Here is an 18,670-nt window from a genome sequence, read left to right on the forward strand (position 1 = left end):
AGACTTTGCCCAAGAGTAATATGTGTATGGTAAGCATTTATAAAACTGTATTTTCAATATGCTTTTGGAGCTCAGCCGTTTCCTTCTTCCGGCTTCAAACTTCCTGACATCAGATCAGATTATCAGACGACTTTCGCGGTACGTACAATTCTGGACAAAAGTGCAGGAAAGAATCTTTTAAGGTAGGTTCCCATCACTTCCTGCCCGCCAATAGAAGCCTGGTTTTTCTTTTTTTCTATAGCTGCAAGCATTTTTTCGGCAAAAATATCAGTCCGCATTCCATTCATATTAGCATCATCCATCGTTCCGTGCACTGAGCCGTTTCCGGTCAATGCATTAATAGAAATAGGGGTCTGTATAAAACCAGGGCAGATCATGGTCACAACAATATTCTTGGTATATATTTCAGCACGCAATGAATCAAAAAAGCCGTGAAGTGCATGTTTTGCGGCGGCATAACTGCTTCGCATCGGAGCTCCGAAAACGCCCATCAGACTGGATACGACCGCAATATGCCCGCCACCATTCCTGATCATGTAGGGAAGAATAGCCTTCGTAAGGGCAACTGTACCTATAAAATCAATATCCATTAAACGTTTATCAACCTCTATATCTGTATCTATAGCCAAAGATCGCTGGGAGATTCCGGCGTTATTGATCAGTAGATCAATTTTTCCAAATTTTTCTATTGCTTCAGCCGCAATATCTGGCATGTTTTTGTAATCTTCCAGATCCAGAGGAAGTACCGCGAAACGGTTGGCATTTAATCCGGCCTTTTCTGCAACAGCATACAAAAGATCTTTATTTCTTGAGGAAAGAATGATTTTTGCAGTGCTTTTTGCAGCCAGCTCATTAATAAGAGCTTCTCCGATTCCTGATGAAGCTCCGGTGATCCAAACTACCTTATTATCGAAATATGTGTTCATTTTTTTTCATCTTAATTTTTAATACGGACTTTCAAAAATTCAGGATGTACTTACAAAGCAAAATGGTGTATCCACTTTTAAGAATCAGAATTTTTTTTCAGCCCGGCAATATATTGTCCCGCTTTCATTCCGGAAAAGATACATCCTCCGAGAAATGTTCCTTCCAGAGCCCGGTAGCCATGCATTCCTCCACCGCCAAAACCAGCAGCTTCTCCTGCTGCGTAGAGGCCTTCAATCACCGTGTCATCTTCCCTTAAAACCTGTCCGTTAAGATTGGTTTTTATGCCACCCAATGTTTTTCGCGTAAGAATATTCAGGCGTACAGCGATCAGGGGACCATTTTTAGGATCTAATATTTGATGCGGAGCTGCCACACGACCAAGTTTGTCTCCTATATAATTTCTTGTATTACGGATGTAATTTACCTGGGTGTCTTTCGAAAACTTATGGTCCAGTTCCCGGTCTCTGGCTTCGATCTGTTCTTTAATTTTTTCGTAATTCAAAAGATGATCACCCGACAGCTCATTCATCCTTTTGACAAGATCCTGCAAATTATCGGAAACAATAAAATCCTTTCCATGTTCCTTGAAAGCTTCTACAGGTCCCGGCGCTTTTTTACCAAAGATCCTTTTCAGAAAAAGAACATAGTCTTTATTCGTAATATCCGGGTTCTGTTCCGATCCTGAAAGGGCAAATTCTTTTTTAATAATTTTCTGGGTCAAAATAAACCAGGAATAGGAAAATCCGGTATCCTGTATATATTTGAGAGTTCCCAATGTATCAAATCCAGGCAGAAAAGGAGCTGGGAGACGGTTTCCTTTAGCATCGAACCACAGGGAAGATGGACCAGGCAGTATTCTGATGCCATGTTTCGGCCATATGGGATTCCAGTTCTGTATCCCTTCTGTATAATGCCACATTCTGTCGGGATTGATAATATGTGCTCCGGAATTTTCTGTAATACCGATCATTTTTCCATCTACATAGGCAGGAACACCACACACCATATTTTCGGGAGCTTTTCCTAATCTTTCCGGCCAGTTTTTTCGTACCAGTTCATGATTGGCCCCTATTCCTCCGGAAGCTACCATGATATGAGCAGCGCGATACTCAAATGTTGAGAGGATATTTCTATTGGTGGAAGCCCCTCTTTCTTTATCGTCATTTTCAAGGATGTCGCCCTTAAGACCTTTTATTTTATTATTTTCCAGAATAAGTTCAGTCACTCGATGTCTGAATTTCATCTGCAGGAGCCCTTTTTCTTTAGCCTCATAAGCTTTGTCTACAAAAGGTTTCACAACACCTGTTCCGGTTCCCCAGCTGACATGAAAACGGGGGACAGAATTTCCATGACCCGTTGCTGATCCGTCACCACGTTCTGCCCATCCCACCATAAACATCAGTTTGATTCCCAGTTTAGAAATGTAGCTGTACTTTTCATAGGCGGCAAATTTAAGATAGGCTTCAGCCCATTTCCTTGGCCAGTAATCTTCTTTACGGTCAAAGCCGGCCGTTCCTTTCCAGTCCTGAAGAGCAAGCTCATAAGAATCTTTAATTCCTACCCTGCGCTGTTGCGGAGAATTGATCAAAAAAAGCCCACCAAACGACCAGAATGCCTGCCCGCCGATATTTTGTTCTGTTTCCTGGTCCAGAAGAAGTACTTTTTTCCCGACATTGGTAATTTCCATAGCAGCTGTGAGCCCGGCCAATCCGGTGCCTACAATGATAACATCAGGTTGGAATTTTTCTTCCATTGTATTGATTTGCTTTTGTGGGTACGTACTCTGTATTTTAGAATAAATATATAAAATATTTAGACTCAGAACACTTAAAATAAGTCAAACATCATTATGCTCATCATAAAGCTCACCGGTAAATTCATATCTTTGTTAAAATTAGAAAAATGAAATATTGGTTTATGATGGCTTTCCTGGTGTGCTCGATGTTCAACCAGTTTTCTGCCCAGCAAAAACAGGATCCCTGGAATGAAAGTCAGCTTATGGATCCGGCACTTCTGGCAGCAAGAATTACCGAAAATAAAACAAAAAATGTGGTCATCATTTCCGTTGGTCCCGAAGCTATTATCAAAGGTTCTGTGGATATTGGCCCTACCCATGACCCTGAAAATCTTGAGAAATTAAGAAACTATCTTAAAAATATTCCTAAAGGAAAAGAAGTGGTTATTTATTGCGGATGCTGTCCTTTTGTAAAGTGTCCCAACATTCGTCCTGCCTTTAAATTGTTGCAGGAAATGGGATTCAAAAACGCCAGGCTCTTGAATCTTCCCAAAAACATCAAAGTAGATTGGCTGGATAAAGATTATCCTACAAACGACTAATATGAAAGCTTTTATTACCCTCTTTTCTGTATTGATTTTTACAGGCTATTTCGCCGCTCAACAATCTAAAATAGAAATCGGACAACAGGCTCCGGAAATCACTCTGTCCAGAACGGATGGCAGTTTATTTTCTCTTTCATCATTAAAAGGGAAAGTGGTGCTGATCGACTTTTGGGCCACCTGGTGCGCTCCGTGTGTCGGGGAGCAACCTGAACTTAAAATGTTATACGAAACTTTCTCTGAACAGGTAAAAGGTCAGAAGTTTGAAATCCTGGGGGTTTCTTTAGATAAAAATAAAGAGAGCTGGCAAAAAGCGATAGACCGCTTTGGTATCAACTGGATTCAGGTGAGTGATCTTAAGTTTTGGAAAAGTCCCGTAGCGAAAGCTTACGAAATTGAGGAACTTCCTTTTAACATGATTACTGATGGGCAGGGAAAAATTGTGGCTAAAAACCTTCATGGCAAGGAGCTGGAAGATTTTTTGAGAATATAATTTCAGTCAGAACAAATAATTTTTACATCAATAATGACAGAGCGGCCATTTGGCCGCTCTTTTTGAGATATACTTTTATCTCAGATCAAGACTAAATCTTACCTTATTTTTTCCTGTAGCTCCCATTCTTTTATAAAATTTTATAGCACGTACATTAAAATCAGGCGTCTGCCACTGCATATTGACACAGTTATTCAGCACACCCGTATCTTTCACTTTATTCATCAGGGCCTCACCGATACCAAAGCCGCGATAATTTTCTTCCAGATAAAGAGCATCTAAATAAATAAACTTTTCCGCGTCCCATGTAGAAAAATCAAAAGTATAGGTTGCGTACCCAACCAGATTTCCTTCAGATTCTGCTACGATACAGGTCAGCATTTTATTTTCTGAAAACAATGCGTTCTTAAGTTTACTTTTTTTGCCTTCCTTGTTGTAATCTGCCTTTTCATAATCTGCATGTTGACTGCATAGGTCGATAATGGTGTCCAGATCATTTTCTACAAAGGGTCTGATAATGTAATTCATTTCTTATTTTTTGACAAAACTACCTGTATATTGGTTTATCTTTATAGTCCAATAGTTATAAAATGGATAGTCCGATATTTGAACAAATTCTGAATAATTTTGAGCTGAACCGAAGCTTAGAAAAACCTGTTTATCTCCAACTTGCAGAAATCATCCTTTCTCTGATAAAGACCGGAAAACTTCAGTCCGGGCAAAAGCTTCCGGGTTCCAGGAATTTGGGTGATCTGCTAAAGATTAACCGGATTACAGTTTCCAAAGCCTATGAAGAATTACAAACCCAGGGCTGGCTGGAAAGTTTTGTCGGAAAAGGAACATTTATTTCTTCGTATCTTCCGGAATACCACCCTGAAGCCCTTCAGGAATCGCAACCGCAGTTTTTCCAAAAGAAGGCAGGATTTGAGATTGATCATAAAGATTATCTGACTTCCTTCTCACCGGTTACTGCAAAACTCTATCTGGACGACGGCTTTCCGGATCCAAAGCTTGCCCCGCTTCATGAATTATACAGAGCCTACCGAAATCAACTGACCAGAGGGGGATTGTATGACAAATTTGGCAGCTACAGCTATCCTGACGGGTCCGTTTTTTACAGAGAAGCCATTTCCAACTACCTTAATGAAACCCGTGCTCTGAAAACCACTTTTCACAATATTCTTTCCGTAAGAGGTACTTTAATGGGAATTAATCTGGTGTGCAGCGGACTTATAGAGCCCGGAGACGTCATTGTTTCAGGATTTCCGGGATGGGGAAGAGCGGAATCTAATTTCGTGCACGCCAAAGCCCGTCATATCATGATACCGGTGGATGAACATGGTCTTGTTGTAGATGAACTGAAAACAATCTGTGAAAAGCAACAGGTGAGAATGGTCTATGTAACTCCTCACCATCATTATCCTACAACAGTTTCTCTCCGGATCGACCGCAGACTGGAACTGCTCAGACTGGCCAAAGAGTATCGGTTTATTATATTCGAAGATGATTATGATTTCGACTTTCATTACAGCCACCGCCCTTTACTGCCGCTGGCAAGTGCCGATGAAAACGGAATGGTGATCTACTGCGGATCATTTAGCAAAAGTCTTTCTCCTGCTTTCAGAATGGGATATCTGGCTGCTTCGGAAAATGTGATCGAACATCTTTCTAAAGTCCGTCTGCTGCTGGACCGTCAGGGAGATCATATTCTGGACAATGCCATGGGAGAGATCCTGAATGACGGAACTGTCCAGAGATATTTAAGAAAAACACTGGTTATTTATGAACAAAAAAGAGATTTTTTCTGCCGGCAGCTCAATGATGAATTAAAAGATGCCGTTAAATTTACGGTACCTGTCGGAGGAATGTCCGTATGGACGCAATTTGACCGTTCCATTGATGTGGAACACCTTGCTAAGAAAGCTTTGACAAAAGGACTATACATTTCAGACGGGAGAGCTCATCAATATCCACGGTTTAATGAAAATGCATTAAGATTAGGGTTCGCTTCTCCTTCTTTTGACGAATTGCAAAAGAGTGTTGCCATTTTGAAAACATTGTTGTAAAAATAAATTGGCCTACCTGTTTTATTAGTAATGGCTTACTTTTATCCTCCAATGAGTCTTTACTTTTGTATCGACTCAACAATACAACATGGAAAATATAAACATTAATAAAGTCACTTCAGAAGACCTTGATCAATTACAAATAATTGGCCGGAAGACTTTCGGAGAGACATTTTCAGAAAGCAATACCGCTGAAAATATGGCAAAATATCTGGAAGAAGGTTTTTCAAAGGAGAAACTAATCGCTGAATTAAATGATTCAGATTCAGTGTTTTATTTTGCTGTCTGCGAAAACAATACCATTGGTTATTTAAAGATGAATTTCGGAAAATCACAGACCGAATTAAAGGATGGAAAAGGAGCAGAGATCGAAAGGATTTATGTTCTGAAGGAATTTCATGGCCGGAAAGCCGGGCAGAAGCTGTATGAAAAAGCCCTGGAAATTGCAGCAGAATCAAATTCGGATTATGTATGGCTTGGGGTATGGGAAAAAAATCCAAGAGCAATCAGTTTTTACAAAAAGAATGGTTTTGCTGAATTCGACAGGCACGTATTTGTTTTGGGAGATGATGCCCAGACTGATATAATGATGAAAAAACTATTGTAACCCTCTTTTAAATACTATTTATAATGACAAATTTCAATATACAGCCTATTTTGGAGAATGAAAAAGTAAGTCTCCTGCCATTAGAAGAGAATGATTTTGATGGGATGTATTCTATTGCTTCCGATCCAAAAATATGGGAACAGCATCCTAATAAAGACCGTTGGCAAAAAGAAGAATTCACCAATTTTTTTGAAGGGGCAATTTTGAGTAAAGGAGCTTTTAAAATAATAGATAAACGCACCAATGAGATGATCGGAGGTACGAGGTTTTATGATTATAATGAAGAAGAAGATCTTATTTTTATAGGATATACCTTTTTTACGAGAACTTACTGGGGAACGGGAATCAATCCATCGGTAAAAGCAATGATGATGAACTATATCTTCCAGTATGTTTCAAGGGTGGGCTTCCATGTCGGAGCTGGAAATATACGCTCGCAGATCGCAGTAGGGCGTATTGGAGGTGAAAAAACAGCAGAGCGGGAAACAGCTTATTTTAAGGAGAAATCTCAGATAAATTATATTTACGAGATTACCAGAAGCAAATGGGAATCCATAAATTTGTAAAAATTAATTTACGATCCGAAATTCCCAAATGGATAAGGATAAGCTATTTCCAGCTTTTACTGTGATTCTTTAAGGATTAAAACAGGAAATTAGAGTGGTTTTTTACCCGTAATGATATTGTATAGAACTACGATAATGGCAATCACCAATAAAACATGCACTAAATAACTGGTACTGATTCCTGGTACAACGCCTAACATTCCAAGAAGCCAAACTATAATACAGATGACCGCTACTAACCATAATAAATTTCTCATGACTTTAAATTTTAATGTTATTTGCTTAAAATAATACACATTCTGTGCCTTTATGGTTATAAAGTTAAAAATGTGGTACCTATACTATTTTATGAATATAAATAAAATAAGGAATTTGCTTGATTTTGAAAATTATTAAAGTACTTACAGATAAAGGTTTACAGACTGAAATCCGGGGAAATACTGGGGTGAATTTAATTTCGATCTCTTTTAGAAAAATTGTATTGAGGATCAAGTGAATAGCAGTTGTCTTCTAATCTGCTGATCAGAATATAAAAGAATACTGCATAAATCATTTGTATTCCCATAGCTTCCCAGTTTTCAACCGTACTGCTTCCAAAAAGCAACATGATGATCAGCCCTGCTCCTGCAAAATTTGCAAGACGGGTTTTAAAACCAAGAATAAGCATCAGGCCAATACCCAATTCAAGAAAGGGAATTGCTGTACTGAATATCTGTACCCATGGCTGAGGAAGCCAGCTTTTTTCAAAACCTTTCGTCATTCCGTCTGCAAAAACAGAAAGTTTAGGGATTCTGGCAAGACCGTGTCCCATAAGATTCACCCCCATGGATACCCGTAAAAGAAAATAAGCGACATTTTTATTCATAGTATTGATTTTTAAATTGTTTTTTTGGAAAGGAAGATTGTAGTTTACCCGAGCAAAATCGTCTGCGAGTAATTTCCATCTTCGTTATTCTTTTTTTAACAGCTACTCCTTGTTATACTGTTCTTCACTAGTATCAATCGGAGTTGAGGGATCGTTTACCACCATTTGAGCAATAGCATCTTTACGCATAAAAACAACACCCTGTTTTTCCTGAGTATATTTAATAAATTCTTTCATTGCATGAACCATGGCCGGAGAACCTCCAATTCGGTCATGAAAACTGATGCTCATCATTCTTCTTTTCGAAGCTCCTTCCTCATACAAACGGTCAAACTCGAATTTCAACTGGACCAGAAACTGATCCGGGCTCCAGTTTTTCCCTTCTATATTCACAATGTCATTATTCCGAATAGTGTAGGGCATGACCACAAAGTTTTTCCCGTTCACTTTGGTGATAAACGGCTCATCACGGCTCAGATCATCGATGTGGTAAAGAAACCCTGCTTCCTGAAGGACTTTCAGGGTATTCGGACTTCTTCTGAGCCAGTTGCAGTTATAACCGACTGCTTTTTGTCCGGTGATCTTTTCTACCGTTTCTACCCCGTCTTTTACAAATTTTAATTCATCTGCATAGTTTTTGTTCCACTGATTATCCCAGATCATACCGTGAGCAGCGATTTCATGTCCTCCTGCTGCAATGGCTTTTGCAATCTCCGGATATTTTTCAGCAGCAGATCCTACTATATGTGAAGTTACTTTAATATCATATTTTTTCCAAAGATCAAGCATGCGGTAAATACCTTCATTGGCTCCGTAACGATACCAGCTTTCCGCAGCCAGATCAGGTTGTCCTTTAGGAAGAGGAGTGCCACTGAACGGACTTTCTGCCCCTTCAGGTTGTCCACCCGTTTCAAACTGCATGGATACCGAAATGACCAGTTGGGCGCCATTCGGCCAGTACTTTTTGGATGATTTTTCTGTTTCTGCAGAAGTGTTTGCTCTTCCTTTGCTATTTTTATCCAGGCATGAAATGAGGAATATGGCAGAGGTAATCAGGAATGCTGAATGTTTTAAATATTTCATTTTTTAAAGGGTTTTGTTTTGCAAAATTGGCCAATAAAGAGTGGATATCTGTTGTAAAAATTTATGCTAAATTTGTAAAAATTCATTCTTTATGAAGCGTATTGTCAATTTCAGTTCTTTCAATGTCTTCAGCATTGAGAAAGAGGTTTGGGATGTTGAATACCACAATCATAATTTCTATGAACTGATTGTGATAGAAAGCGGGAAGGGCACCCATCACCTGAACGGAATCACCCTGATGTATAAAAAAGGGGACGTTTTCCTGCTCAGACCGAGTGATGCACACGAGTTTTCTATTAAAAGCAAAACAAAATTCATTTACATCAAATTTACAGAACAACATCTGTGGGAAAAGCTGCAGAACGATAAAAAAAGTGAATTAAGCAAGGCTGTTCAGCTTTTGATGGAGGACCGTTCTTTTGTGTATGAATCGGCAATCAGGAATAAAGCAGACCAGGAACACCTGCTCCACCTGGCAAGGATTCTCCTTCACGAATTCAGCAATAAAAGTTATTACAGCCGGGAAACTTCTGCCGATCTGTTTTCGGCAATGATGACCATTCTGATCAGGAATACCATGAACAGCAGCGGTATGGACAGGATATCACAAGGATTGAACCAGGCGGAAAAGATTTTATATTATATCAATGTTCACGCCATGGATGCAGATAAGATGAAGCTGGAACATCTGGCCGGGGAATTTATGCTTTCTCATAATTACATCAGCATTTACATTAAAAAGCAGACCGGATTTTCTGTTCAGCAACATGTGATGCAGCATAAAATAAAAGCGGCTGAAAGACTTTTGAAGCAGAGTAACTATAACATCAATGAAATTGCGGAACAGCTTGGCTTTAATGATGCCAGTCATTTCAATAAAATTTTCAGGACCTATAAAAGTAGGTCGCCATCAGCATTTAGAAAAGAGGATAAGTCAGCCTGATCATTGGTTGTTCTTTTAAAATAATGTATCTTAAAACGATGAAAACAAGTGCAGGTATTTTACTGTTTAAAAGGGAAGATCATAATCGGTCTTATTTCCTGGTTCATCCGGGAGGACCTTTTTGGAAGAATAAGGATGCAGGAGCATGGTCCATCCCAAAAGGAGAAGTTTTACCCGGTGAGGACCTGTTGGAACGGGCTCTGACTGAGTTTAAAGAAGAAACCGGACAAAAAGCAGAAGGAGAATTTATGGCATTACAGCCTGTTAAGCAGAAAAGTGGTAAAACGGTGTACGCCTGGGCTTTGGAAGGTCATATGGAAACAGATGGACTTTACAGCAATACCGTACAGATAGAATGGCCTCCCAGATCTTCCAGAATAATTGAAATCCCTGAAGTAGATCAATGGGAATGGTTCAGTTCAGCGGAAGCCAAAATGAAAATCAATCCGGCACAGGCTGCCTTTATAGAAGAATTGGAAAAAAAACTGGATGAAGTGGAATAAAGCTTATTATTTTTTTATTCCAATGGCTTTTAAAGCATGATTGGTTAAGTATATTGTGTCAAAAACCGTAAGGGATTCAACATCAGCAAATGCGGCTGACATGAGATCAGTTTTATTAAAAGAAAGCTCTACAGCCTCATCATAAGACGCGACAATTCTTACCACGGAATACCCGTTGTAACCTATCTTGAAGCCATCGAACAGACAATTCTGTTCTGCTCTCTGGTATTGTATATATTCTTCAAATCCTTCTGTGTCTTTTCTTTTTCCATTATTATGGTCAAGAGATTTCCACTCCAAATAATTTTTGGGTTCTTTCAGGACATTTCCATTGTCATCCACAGGAACAAACATTCCTAATGTTAAAGGTTTTCTTAGGAAATTGGCATAGTTTTTCATCAGGCTCAAGGTCTGAAGATCTGCATATCCTTCGTTACAGTAATACTCAATGACAAAATCTGTCATCGGAATCAGCTTGTGGGAAGCTTCAGTCGGCATATTTAGTGTTTTCTTTTCAAAAAATAAAAGTAGTACTTTTATTTACTTTACCCAACTTTAATCTCATTTAAAATATCAGCGCCATTGATCCGGGATAAATTATTTTATTTTATCGCAACAAAGTTGCGTTATTTGGAATTTTATCTATACTTTTGCAACAAGGTTACCCTAAGGAACCTAAATCTTCTATTTTATGAAATCAAAAATTCTTGATGCAGTAGGTATTTCTGCTGCGGTTCTGTGTCTTATTCACTGTATTGCGTTTCCTTTATTGATGATTATTCCATTGGGAATATCGCACAATCCTTATATAGATATGGCTTTCCTTGCTATAGGTGCTGTAGTCGTTTACAGAGTAACGAAAAAGATGGCTAACCGATGGCTGAAACTTTTGTTTTGGACTTCTATTGTTCTTATTGCAATGTCTGTTTTGGCAGATTTTATCTTCGGGATTCATATGCCCTTCATGTATGTGGGAGCAGCAGGATTGATTGCAGGCCACCTCATTAATTTTAAAAATCACAAACATTAATTTGAAGTTAAAGTAAAGAATAGAAATGCTTTAAGATTTGGCTAAAATTCACAATTAATTAACGCAACATTATTTCATTAATTAAAATTATCTTCTACCTTGTATTCCGAAATTGTATCAAAATGGACAGACGTAAATTTTTAAAAGGTTCAGCAGTATTGTCAGGCCTGTTCACCTTAAATCCGGTTGATTTTTTTGCCAATAGCAGAAAAAATATTCCTGATCCTCAGAAAACAGCAAAGAATATTATTTTCATGATCAGTGACGGAATGAGTTCCGGAACTTTAGCCATGGCTAATTTGTATTCTCAGAATATTTTGGGCAAAAATGGAAACTGGATGAATCTGTACCATGAAAATAAAGTTTCCAGGGCTTTGATGGATACGGCATCTGCAAGCTCTATTGTTACAGACTCTGCCGCAGCAAGTTCATCTTTCGGAGGAGGATTTCGGGTAAAAAACGGAGTCCTGAATGTTGGAGCCCATGGTGAAAGATATGTTCCTATCTGGCAAAAATTTAAAAAAGCAGGAAAAAAGACAGGCTGCGTAACGACAGTGACCATTACGCATGCCACTCCAGCAGGTTTCTGTGTGAATTCAGACAGCCGGAACGCAGAAAATGAGATTGCCCAAATGTATGCTGAAATAGGCTTTGATGTGATGATGGGCGGCGGTGATGAATTTTTTAATCCTTTAAAAAGAAAAGATAAAAAGGATGTGTATGCTTTGTACAAACAAAAGGGTTATCAGATTCTTAAAAACAGAACAGATCTGAAAAGCACAGAAAAAGGGAAGAAGATACTGGGTGTTTTCAATTCCGGAGCTTTGCCTTATTCCATAGACCGAACCCATCTCCCTGAGCTGCAGAATACTCCTTCTTTGTCTGAAATGACACAGACCGCCATTGATCAGATGAAAGACCATAAAGATGGGTTTGTTTTACAAGTAGAAGGCGGGAAAGTAGACTGGGCAGCTCATGCCAATGATATCTCGGCTTTGATCCACGATCAGCTTGCTTTTGACGAAGCGGTAAAAACGGTGATCGATTTTGCGGAAAAAGAGGGAAATACTCTGGTGATCATTACCACAGACCACGGCAATGCCAATCCCGGAACCATCTACGGACCGGATGCCACGAAAAACTTTAACAGCATTTCCAATTATCGGTACACCAACGAATATATTCTGAATGCTATTCATCCTGATTTCAATCTTCAGAAGATGAAAGACTGGATCTATGAGACCAATGCAATAAGTCTTGCGGATGATGAAGCAAAATATTTACTTAGCTTTTATTCGGGACTTGAAAAACAGGAAGCCGGGCTTTACAATTATAAGAAACTGCCATTTAAAGCGTATTCTGATATTCAGAAAAAACATAATTCTGTAGGATGGATCAGTATGGATCATTCCGGAGATTATGTTGAAGTTGCCGTTTATGGTCCGGGAAGAGAGCTTTTACCTTCCTTTATCAAGAATACTGATTTGCATGATCTGATGTTGAAAGCAGCACAGGTATAGGGTATTCCCATGATTTTCTCACAAAAGGAGAATCGATAATGCAGCCAATATAATGGCAATACTTACAATAGCAGCCAGCCATTTTAAGCCAGATGCAAGGAGAATTTTGATCCTGAATTTGCAAATTAACTGATTCTTATCACTTTCATTTAATTTTCGGTCTTCCGCATTGGTGGTTTTGGCCTGTTTAAGAATCTCCAGTTTCTTCAGCAGAGAAGCTGTAAAACTGTTTTCACAGATATCCATAACATAAGCAATCAAAGGGAAATACCAGCCGTTGAGCAGCAATGAAACAATGATTGAATCAGGTTTTCCCTGAAACCTCAGCCAGAAATAAAAGAATAGTAAAAGCAGGGTTGCATAAGCAAAAGGCATAAAAAGGGCATCCGCTTTTAATGACTTATGAATGATGGTGTTGGTTTTGGAATTAATCCCAAAGAGAATTTTCTTAAAATAAGAATTTCTAAACGGAAGCTGAAGATTGATTAAAGAAAATTTCTTGAGTATATTTTTATTCTCATAGGTTTTCACAGGGTAAAGAAAACCTTTGGAAAAGGAAGCCAGATAAGCCCCGGTTGTAATTGTTCCTATAGAAGCTAAAATGGCAAGCCACAGAATCAGCTGATCAAAATTATGAATGTGAACAGGGAGATTCAGATCAAAGTTTAAAAGCGTGGTCATGATCAAAATTTTTAATGGGTGAAACTTGATTTTTCTTTCATTTTAGGACTTAGATTTTTATAGATCTCAGCCATTCCTCTTTCTTTTTTATAGCTTTCCCAATTGAAGAAAATATCAGGATAGATGAAATCTTCCGTTCTGAAATCTGTAATTCCAAAGTCTTTCTGAGCTTTCTGCATCAGTTTATTTTTCTCTTCAAAAGTCAGGTTTTTCCCGGAGAGAAAAATAGCCGCTGCCAAAGCACCCCGATAGAATAATTCTATCTTTTCACTGTGGGAAGGGTTAAAATTGAGCCAGCTGATACTTCCTGTATCTACACTGCGTACTGTTTTTTTGAAATTGCTGTTTTTGATTAGAAAATCACGGTCATAGAAATATCTCATCGTTGAAATCATAGATAGCATCAGATTCGTTTCATTATCAATCAATTTATACAGATCATCATTATCGTATTCCAGCTTGATTCCAAAAGTGGGGCGGGTAGGTATAGAATGGGTATTGTTGTAAAATACATTGATCGGGAAGTTGGACAACGCACCACCATCTACAAAAAGTACTTCATTATTGCCCTGAATAAAATTTTTGTAGGCACCCAGTTTTACTTTCCATGTATTATTGATGTTGATCAGCTGTGTGTTGGACATGGTTACTTTGTATGGTTTGAAAAAGAAAGGGATGGACATCGATGCCCTTACATATTCTGCGGGAGAGATCGATTCATCATTTCCCCAGTAAAATTCGTGCATTCCGGGAAATTCCACCTTGATCTGATTGGTAATATCTGCAGCAACTACTACAAGCTGTTGTGGAAATTTATTCCCTTCGGCACTTACTATGGTATACGTGTTTTTAAACAATTCCTCAATAATTCTTTCTATCAATTTATCATTGGCGTTGATGGGAATAAGGTTTTTATCAATAAGCTGATCGTTGATCATTTTCAGATCCTGCCAATTAACCTGATTGAAAAACTTAATACTGCTGATGATCTGATTCAGCAGACCATCCACAAAAGCCTGTTCTCCACTATTGGTTTTTGTTGTTTTTACGTAGGTATCTACAATATTTATTATATCTTTATCTACTAAGGATTTTTTCAATTTTTCCCAATCGATTTTTGTTTCCTGCTTACCTGAAGGGATTTCATTGTTTTCATCTGGAGATCCGGCAGCCATTTTCAGTTTTGAATCATTGATGTCTTTAGTAATGTTCAAAAGCTTTTCATTACCTTCACTTTTTTCACCGACTGAGGTTAATGAAACGTCCACAGAGAGTTTCTGTCTGAAATATTCGCATTTATACAGCTCATTTTCCTTAAGCATTTTATTTTTCAGATCTGCAATGCTCCTTATTTTATTCTCTTCCATAAGGGTTTTTATCCATTCTTTAAAATTATCGCCAGGATTGACACCCATTTTTTCACTATGAAAATACAGTAACCTCAGGACCATCAAATTTTTAATGATCATGCATAGAGAGATTACAAGTCCGGTCACTGAAATGATAAGCAAACGATGAATCCATAGCTGCCAAGAGGCAATCTCACCCGAAAGTATACCGACCCCTATGGCCGAAATGGTCATGGTCATAAGAAAGAGGGCGAAAGAGTACACCGAAATTTTAGCCTTAAATTTTATTTTATCCAAAATCGGTTTTCTTTCCCGTTTGGAAAATATTTTCAAAATAAGAGATTTCCATGAAGGATGTCCGTCAACAAGTTCTGTCAAGTCTTTTTTTGAAAGGTATTCTAATATTTTTTCAGATCTTGTTTCATAGTAGCGGTCTATAAATTCTTCTTTTTCACCCATCATAACAGCATCGCGTTGCGAATAGACACAATTCAGCATCATGGTATTAATGGCGCCCGCACTTGTCCCTGCACTGTTTAAAAAAGAAATGCCCATTTTTTCTAATATATAGGTATATCCGGCCAGGGCAATCCCATGTACTCCGCCGCCTTCCTGTATTAAGTCTACATACTGGCGGGGTTCTTTACTTATGTTATATTTTTCTAGCAGTTTTTCTTTTGACGGGTCATTCCAGTCAATATGGTCTTTCACATCAGAAACCTTTAAGGGGTTATGTTTATAAAGTGTTTTAAGATGAGCTACGAGATGGGCTACAGCTCCCGTAAATTGCTCTACTTTTAATTCTTCTTTCATGATGATTTATTTTTATAGATTATGAGTAAAAGGGTAGGAGCTAACCCCTGCAATCCTGAATCAGGGATTACATCCGGAAGTATTTCATATTCTGAAGTTCTTGAGTAAGGCGTATCAATTAAACCGCTAAATAAGGCTTCAGTATGGGTAAGTATCTATAGCTATTGTTATCAATTTTATTATAAAATTACCAAGACAATGCATACCAAGCTATTACCCAAAAGGGTAATTTTTAATAGTCTGAAAAAGTATCATGTAAAACAAGAAATAAGGATTTCAGAAGAAGGAAATCAATGATTAAAAAAATGAAAATTTTAGACACCATAAGAGCAGAGACTGTTAGGATTTTGGCTTGCTTACGTACTTATTTCCTTTGATATAAAAACGCCATGGCAGCAAAGCATCTTCCTGAGCATAAGCCACTCCGATACGCGGTCCTGATATGATCTCTTCAGAAGAATATCTGATCCCGCGATCTTCAATCCATATTTCATTTCCGGTCAGGTCTTTTGTATTAAAAGAACGGTCAATCCCTAAAGCTTTCGCTGCAGAACCGGGACCTGCTGAAATAGCAGCCTTATCAACGGGCATATTTCGTCTCAGCTCCATTATATTCTTTCCGGCTAAAGGTTCTACAGCCCGTATCAATACTGCGTGGGGTTCACCTTCAATAGAGGTGACTACATTAAAAAGATGATGAATGCCATAGCACAAGTAAACATAAGAAATACCACCCTGGCTGTACAAGGTTTCCGTACGCTCCGTACGACGGCCGCCATAAGCATGAGAAGCTTTATCCACCACACCGAAATAGGCTTCAGTTTCTACAATGATGCCTGCGGTGATATCACCTTTGACCTCAGTGAAAAGAATTTTACCCAAAAGATCTTTGGCCAGAAACAGGACATCCTGATTCAGATAATAAGAAAGAGGCAGTTTCAATTTTTTTTTTATTTGCAGTTTAAGATCAGCAAATGTAAACATCTGAGACTGATTTTCAAAACATTCAGGATTCCAAGGAGCGCTCAGATCTTCTTCCATATCTCATATGAGAAGAGGAATTGGTTCCAAAAATTTTGTCTGAAAATAATGGATTTAAAACCTGAATGGTTTATCTTAGGTAAAAGTATTGAGATTAAAAATAATATGTATGAACAGCGATCATTTTTCAGATGAATGGGAACCGGATACAACAACATTTGGAGACAGGCTTGCTAATCTTGTTGCGGATCAGTTACAGAAAGGCGAGGTATTGGGCTATGGCCATCGTGATTATTGCGGGATTGGCATGAAAATAAATGAAGACCATCACTTTCTATACGGAGAACTGTATGATGGAGATTTTCATGCTCCAACTGTTTTTGCAACACGCGATTTATTCGTCACGTGGCTGTCTGCCCAATCTACAGAATCACTGGCACGTTTGGGGGATGACGAATTTTACCAGAGAAATCAGGTCATTACAAGAAAACGTTTGATGGAATTTATAAGCTGATCCGGATATAATAATCTAAATTTCTGTTATGAAAACATCGTTTGAATCAATAATATGATCAGCAGGGAATGTGATGCATGAGTCCAGTGAAAAGTAGAATTCAAGCACGGGAAGCAGAAAAAGGGAGACTTGAAATTATTCTTCTTCCGGTCTCCCGTTTCCTTAGCTTATTATTTTGCTTTGCTGTTAAGAGCGGTATCTGCTATTTTTGTCAGCAAGGCATCGCATTTTTTTTCTTCGGCAAGAGTGGCCAAAAGGTTATTAAGACAGTCTTTTTCTTTCAGGACTTTAGCATAGGCAGCCAGTGACCCGTAAGTGGCAATTTCATAATGTTCTACTTTCTGAGAAGCAGCAATGATCCCAGCATCTCTTACTGCGCCCGGTTCAGTTTCCTCCATAATGCTTTTTCCTTCATCCAGCAATCCCTGCATCGCATCGCATTTTTTAGCCTGAGCTTTTTTACCAAGAGAAGCGAAACATTCTTCCAGTCTTTTTACATGAACCTGAGTTTCGTTAAAATGCTTCTCAATAGCTGCTTTCAGTTTTTTATCCGTAGCATTTTTATGCATTTTCGGAAGCGCTTTTACAAGAGCTTTCTCTGCCCAGTAAATGTCTTTGAGTGAATCTTCAAACAAATCCTTCAGCTGTTTGGCAGCGTCTTTTTTAGCCGGAGTTTTACCTGTTTTTTTCGCCACAGTTTTCGACGCTGTTTTTCCTGCTGTTTTTTTCTTTTCCATAATAATTATAGTTTAGTGATTAATATTTGATGATGAATAGCTGCAATTATAAGACCAGCTTCTATTTCCGGGTACTGATGTGGTAGGTGATATTATTCATCTTCCGCTTCTTTCCTGAAACTTACCACTTCATATTCGTCGTTGGAGGAATATTTTTTGCAACTGTTGTCCTTAAAGTCATCAGGCTTTTTTGAAAAATCTTCAATGTACTTTGCACTTTCGCCGGTGTCAGCGGGAGTTATGATGATATGATAACCTTTTCGTACGGATTCATCCGCCTTTTCTAAAGCTTCTTTTTTGTATTGTAGGGCTTCACTGTATTTCATAGGATATTTTTTTAGTTTTCAAAAATAAGTCTGCCGTCAAAAGGTTCACTCCATTTGACAAAAATGCGATCATTCAGTCGGGTAATTATCGCCTGAACGGTTTCAAATGCTCCCTCTTCTTTTTTCCTTTCAATGGTTAAATTAGATCCCTGTCCAATTTCTTCCATGCGATATTCAAGCTGATACTGATTGTCGCTATTCAGTACGAATTCTGTTTTTGTGAAATTTTTACTTAACATGGGAAGGTTTTATTTTTAAGCTAATGAATAAACTATGCCAATATCAGTCAACTGATGATTGAACCTAATAAGGATCAATAAAATTAAGAT

The 18,670-nt window shown here is 38.4% G+C and carries 23 protein-coding genes; 10 read left to right on the forward strand and 13 right to left on the reverse strand.

The annotated features are described in order from the left end of the window. Positions 1 to 122: 122 nt before the first annotated feature. Together BW964_RS00930 and BW964_RS00935 are read right to left on the reverse strand one after the other, a co-directional pair. Positions 123 to 926: an SDR family oxidoreductase gene (locus tag BW964_RS00930; protein ID WP_076503990.1), complete on the reverse strand. Its 804-nt coding sequence runs from the start codon at positions 924 to 926 to the stop codon at positions 123 to 125. Between the two features lie 77 nt (positions 927 to 1,003). Continuing rightward, positions 1,004 to 2,680, reverse strand: coding sequence for an FAD-binding dehydrogenase (locus BW964_RS00935; RefSeq protein WP_076503991.1), 1,677 nt, complete (start codon positions 2,678 to 2,680; stop codon positions 1,004 to 1,006). A gap of 149 nt (positions 2,681 to 2,829) precedes the next feature. On the opposite strand from BW964_RS00935, the gene BW964_RS00940 reads away from it, so the two are divergent. Beyond that, positions 2,830 to 3,264: a rhodanese-like domain-containing protein gene (locus BW964_RS00940; protein WP_076503993.1), complete on the forward strand. Its 435-nt coding sequence runs from the start codon at positions 2,830 to 2,832 to the stop codon at positions 3,262 to 3,264. A 1-nt stretch (position 3,265) separates the two neighbouring features. Beyond that, positions 3,266 to 3,757: a TlpA family protein disulfide reductase gene (locus BW964_RS00945; RefSeq protein ID WP_076503994.1), complete on the forward strand. Its 492-nt coding sequence runs from the start codon at positions 3,266 to 3,268 to the stop codon at positions 3,755 to 3,757. Between the two features lie 75 nt (positions 3,758 to 3,832). On the opposite strand, the gene BW964_RS00950 is transcribed toward BW964_RS00945, so the two are convergent. Beyond that, positions 3,833 to 4,285 carry a GNAT family N-acetyltransferase gene (locus BW964_RS00950; RefSeq protein WP_076503996.1) on the reverse strand — a complete coding sequence of 151 codons (453 nt, stop codon included), beginning with the start codon at positions 4,283 to 4,285 and terminating at the stop codon, positions 3,833 to 3,835. A 62-nt stretch (positions 4,286 to 4,347) separates the two neighbouring features. On the opposite strand from BW964_RS00950, the gene BW964_RS00955 reads away from it, so the two are divergent. The 3 genes from BW964_RS00955 to BW964_RS00965 all read left to right on the forward strand — a co-directional run bounded on the left by BW964_RS00955 (position 4,348) and on the right by BW964_RS00965 (position 6,996). Continuing rightward, entirely contained in the window at positions 4,348 to 5,823 is a 1,476-nt protein-coding gene (locus tag BW964_RS00955; RefSeq protein WP_076503997.1) for an aminotransferase-like domain-containing protein, read from the forward strand. 88 nt (positions 5,824 to 5,911) lie between these two features. Next, entirely contained in the window at positions 5,912 to 6,430 is a 519-nt protein-coding gene (locus BW964_RS00960) for a GNAT family N-acetyltransferase (protein ID WP_076503999.1), read from the forward strand. 23 nt (positions 6,431 to 6,453) lie between these two features. After that, complete coding sequence (locus BW964_RS00965) at positions 6,454 to 6,996, forward strand: GNAT family N-acetyltransferase (RefSeq protein ID WP_076504001.1); 543 nt, start codon at positions 6,454 to 6,456, stop codon at positions 6,994 to 6,996. A gap of 89 nt (positions 6,997 to 7,085) precedes the next feature. On the opposite strand, the gene BW964_RS22275 is transcribed toward BW964_RS00965, so the two are convergent. From BW964_RS22275 to BW964_RS00975, 3 genes are all read right to left on the reverse strand, one after another. Beyond that, the gene (locus tag BW964_RS22275) at positions 7,086 to 7,253 is read right to left on the reverse strand and encodes a lmo0937 family membrane protein (RefSeq protein ID WP_104669459.1); all 168 of its coding nucleotides are present in this window, start codon (positions 7,251 to 7,253) and stop codon (positions 7,086 to 7,088) included. Positions 7,254 to 7,447: 194 nt separating this feature from the next. Then, complete coding sequence (locus BW964_RS00970) at positions 7,448 to 7,861, reverse strand: DoxX family protein (protein ID WP_076504002.1); 414 nt, start codon at positions 7,859 to 7,861, stop codon at positions 7,448 to 7,450. 102 nt (positions 7,862 to 7,963) lie between these two features. Next, positions 7,964 to 8,944 carry a polysaccharide deacetylase family protein gene (locus tag BW964_RS00975; protein WP_076504004.1) on the reverse strand — a complete coding sequence of 327 codons (981 nt, stop codon included), beginning with the start codon at positions 8,942 to 8,944 and terminating at the stop codon, positions 7,964 to 7,966. A 91-nt stretch (positions 8,945 to 9,035) separates the two neighbouring features. Between BW964_RS00975 and BW964_RS00980 the strand changes: the two genes are divergently transcribed. Together BW964_RS00980 and BW964_RS00985 are read left to right on the forward strand one after the other, a co-directional pair. Then, the gene (locus BW964_RS00980; RefSeq protein WP_076504005.1) at positions 9,036 to 9,887 is read left to right on the forward strand and encodes a helix-turn-helix domain-containing protein; all 852 of its coding nucleotides are present in this window, start codon (positions 9,036 to 9,038) and stop codon (positions 9,885 to 9,887) included. Between the two features lie 38 nt (positions 9,888 to 9,925). Further along, positions 9,926 to 10,390: an NUDIX hydrolase gene (locus BW964_RS00985; RefSeq protein WP_076505367.1), complete on the forward strand. Its 465-nt coding sequence runs from the start codon at positions 9,926 to 9,928 to the stop codon at positions 10,388 to 10,390. A gap of 6 nt (positions 10,391 to 10,396) precedes the next feature. Here BW964_RS00985 and BW964_RS00990 read toward each other — a convergent pair whose 3' ends face one another. Further along, positions 10,397 to 10,888, reverse strand: a complete 492-nt coding sequence (locus BW964_RS00990; protein WP_076504007.1) for a hypothetical protein — start codon at positions 10,886 to 10,888, stop codon at positions 10,397 to 10,399. 193 nt (positions 10,889 to 11,081) lie between these two features. Between BW964_RS00990 and BW964_RS00995 the strand changes: the two genes are divergently transcribed. After that, positions 11,082 to 11,420: a MerC domain-containing protein gene (locus BW964_RS00995; RefSeq protein ID WP_076504008.1), complete on the forward strand. Its 339-nt coding sequence runs from the start codon at positions 11,082 to 11,084 to the stop codon at positions 11,418 to 11,420. A gap of 122 nt (positions 11,421 to 11,542) precedes the next feature. Next, positions 11,543 to 12,940: an alkaline phosphatase gene (locus BW964_RS01000; protein ID WP_076504010.1), complete on the forward strand. Its 1,398-nt coding sequence runs from the start codon at positions 11,543 to 11,545 to the stop codon at positions 12,938 to 12,940. A gap of 18 nt (positions 12,941 to 12,958) precedes the next feature. Here BW964_RS01000 and BW964_RS01005 read toward each other — a convergent pair whose 3' ends face one another. The 3 genes from BW964_RS01005 to BW964_RS01015 form a co-directional block, all read right to left on the reverse strand. Further along, complete coding sequence (locus tag BW964_RS01005; protein ID WP_076504011.1) at positions 12,959 to 13,621, reverse strand: hypothetical protein; 663 nt, start codon at positions 13,619 to 13,621, stop codon at positions 12,959 to 12,961. An 11-nt stretch (positions 13,622 to 13,632) separates the two neighbouring features. Beyond that, positions 13,633 to 15,783, reverse strand: coding sequence for a patatin-like phospholipase family protein (locus BW964_RS01010; RefSeq protein WP_076504013.1), 2,151 nt, complete (start codon positions 15,781 to 15,783; stop codon positions 13,633 to 13,635). 339 nt (positions 15,784 to 16,122) lie between these two features. After that, entirely contained in the window at positions 16,123 to 16,824 is a 702-nt protein-coding gene (locus BW964_RS01015) for a DNA-3-methyladenine glycosylase (protein ID WP_317044318.1), read from the reverse strand. Positions 16,825 to 16,933: 109 nt separating this feature from the next. On the opposite strand from BW964_RS01015, the gene BW964_RS01020 reads away from it, so the two are divergent. After that, a complete protein-coding gene (locus BW964_RS01020) occupies positions 16,934 to 17,278 on the forward strand; it encodes a hypothetical protein (RefSeq protein WP_076504014.1) in 345 nt (114 codons plus the stop codon). 170 nt (positions 17,279 to 17,448) lie between these two features. On the opposite strand, the gene BW964_RS01025 is transcribed toward BW964_RS01020, so the two are convergent. The 3 genes from BW964_RS01025 to BW964_RS01035 all read right to left on the reverse strand — a co-directional run bounded on the left by BW964_RS01025 (position 17,449) and on the right by BW964_RS01035 (position 18,580). Beyond that, complete coding sequence (locus BW964_RS01025; RefSeq protein WP_073334529.1) at positions 17,449 to 18,015, reverse strand: YciE/YciF ferroxidase family protein; 567 nt, start codon at positions 18,013 to 18,015, stop codon at positions 17,449 to 17,451. A gap of 92 nt (positions 18,016 to 18,107) precedes the next feature. Continuing rightward, positions 18,108 to 18,341: a hypothetical protein gene (locus tag BW964_RS01030; RefSeq protein ID WP_076504016.1), complete on the reverse strand. Its 234-nt coding sequence runs from the start codon at positions 18,339 to 18,341 to the stop codon at positions 18,108 to 18,110. An 11-nt stretch (positions 18,342 to 18,352) separates the two neighbouring features. Beyond that, positions 18,353 to 18,580, reverse strand: a complete 228-nt coding sequence (locus tag BW964_RS01035; RefSeq protein ID WP_076504018.1) for a glutathione synthase — start codon at positions 18,578 to 18,580, stop codon at positions 18,353 to 18,355. Positions 18,581 to 18,670: the final 90 nt, after the last annotated feature.

Source organism: Chryseobacterium shigense, from assembly GCF_900156575.1.
Taxonomy (GTDB): domain Bacteria; phylum Bacteroidota; class Bacteroidia; order Flavobacteriales; family Weeksellaceae; genus Chryseobacterium; species Chryseobacterium shigense.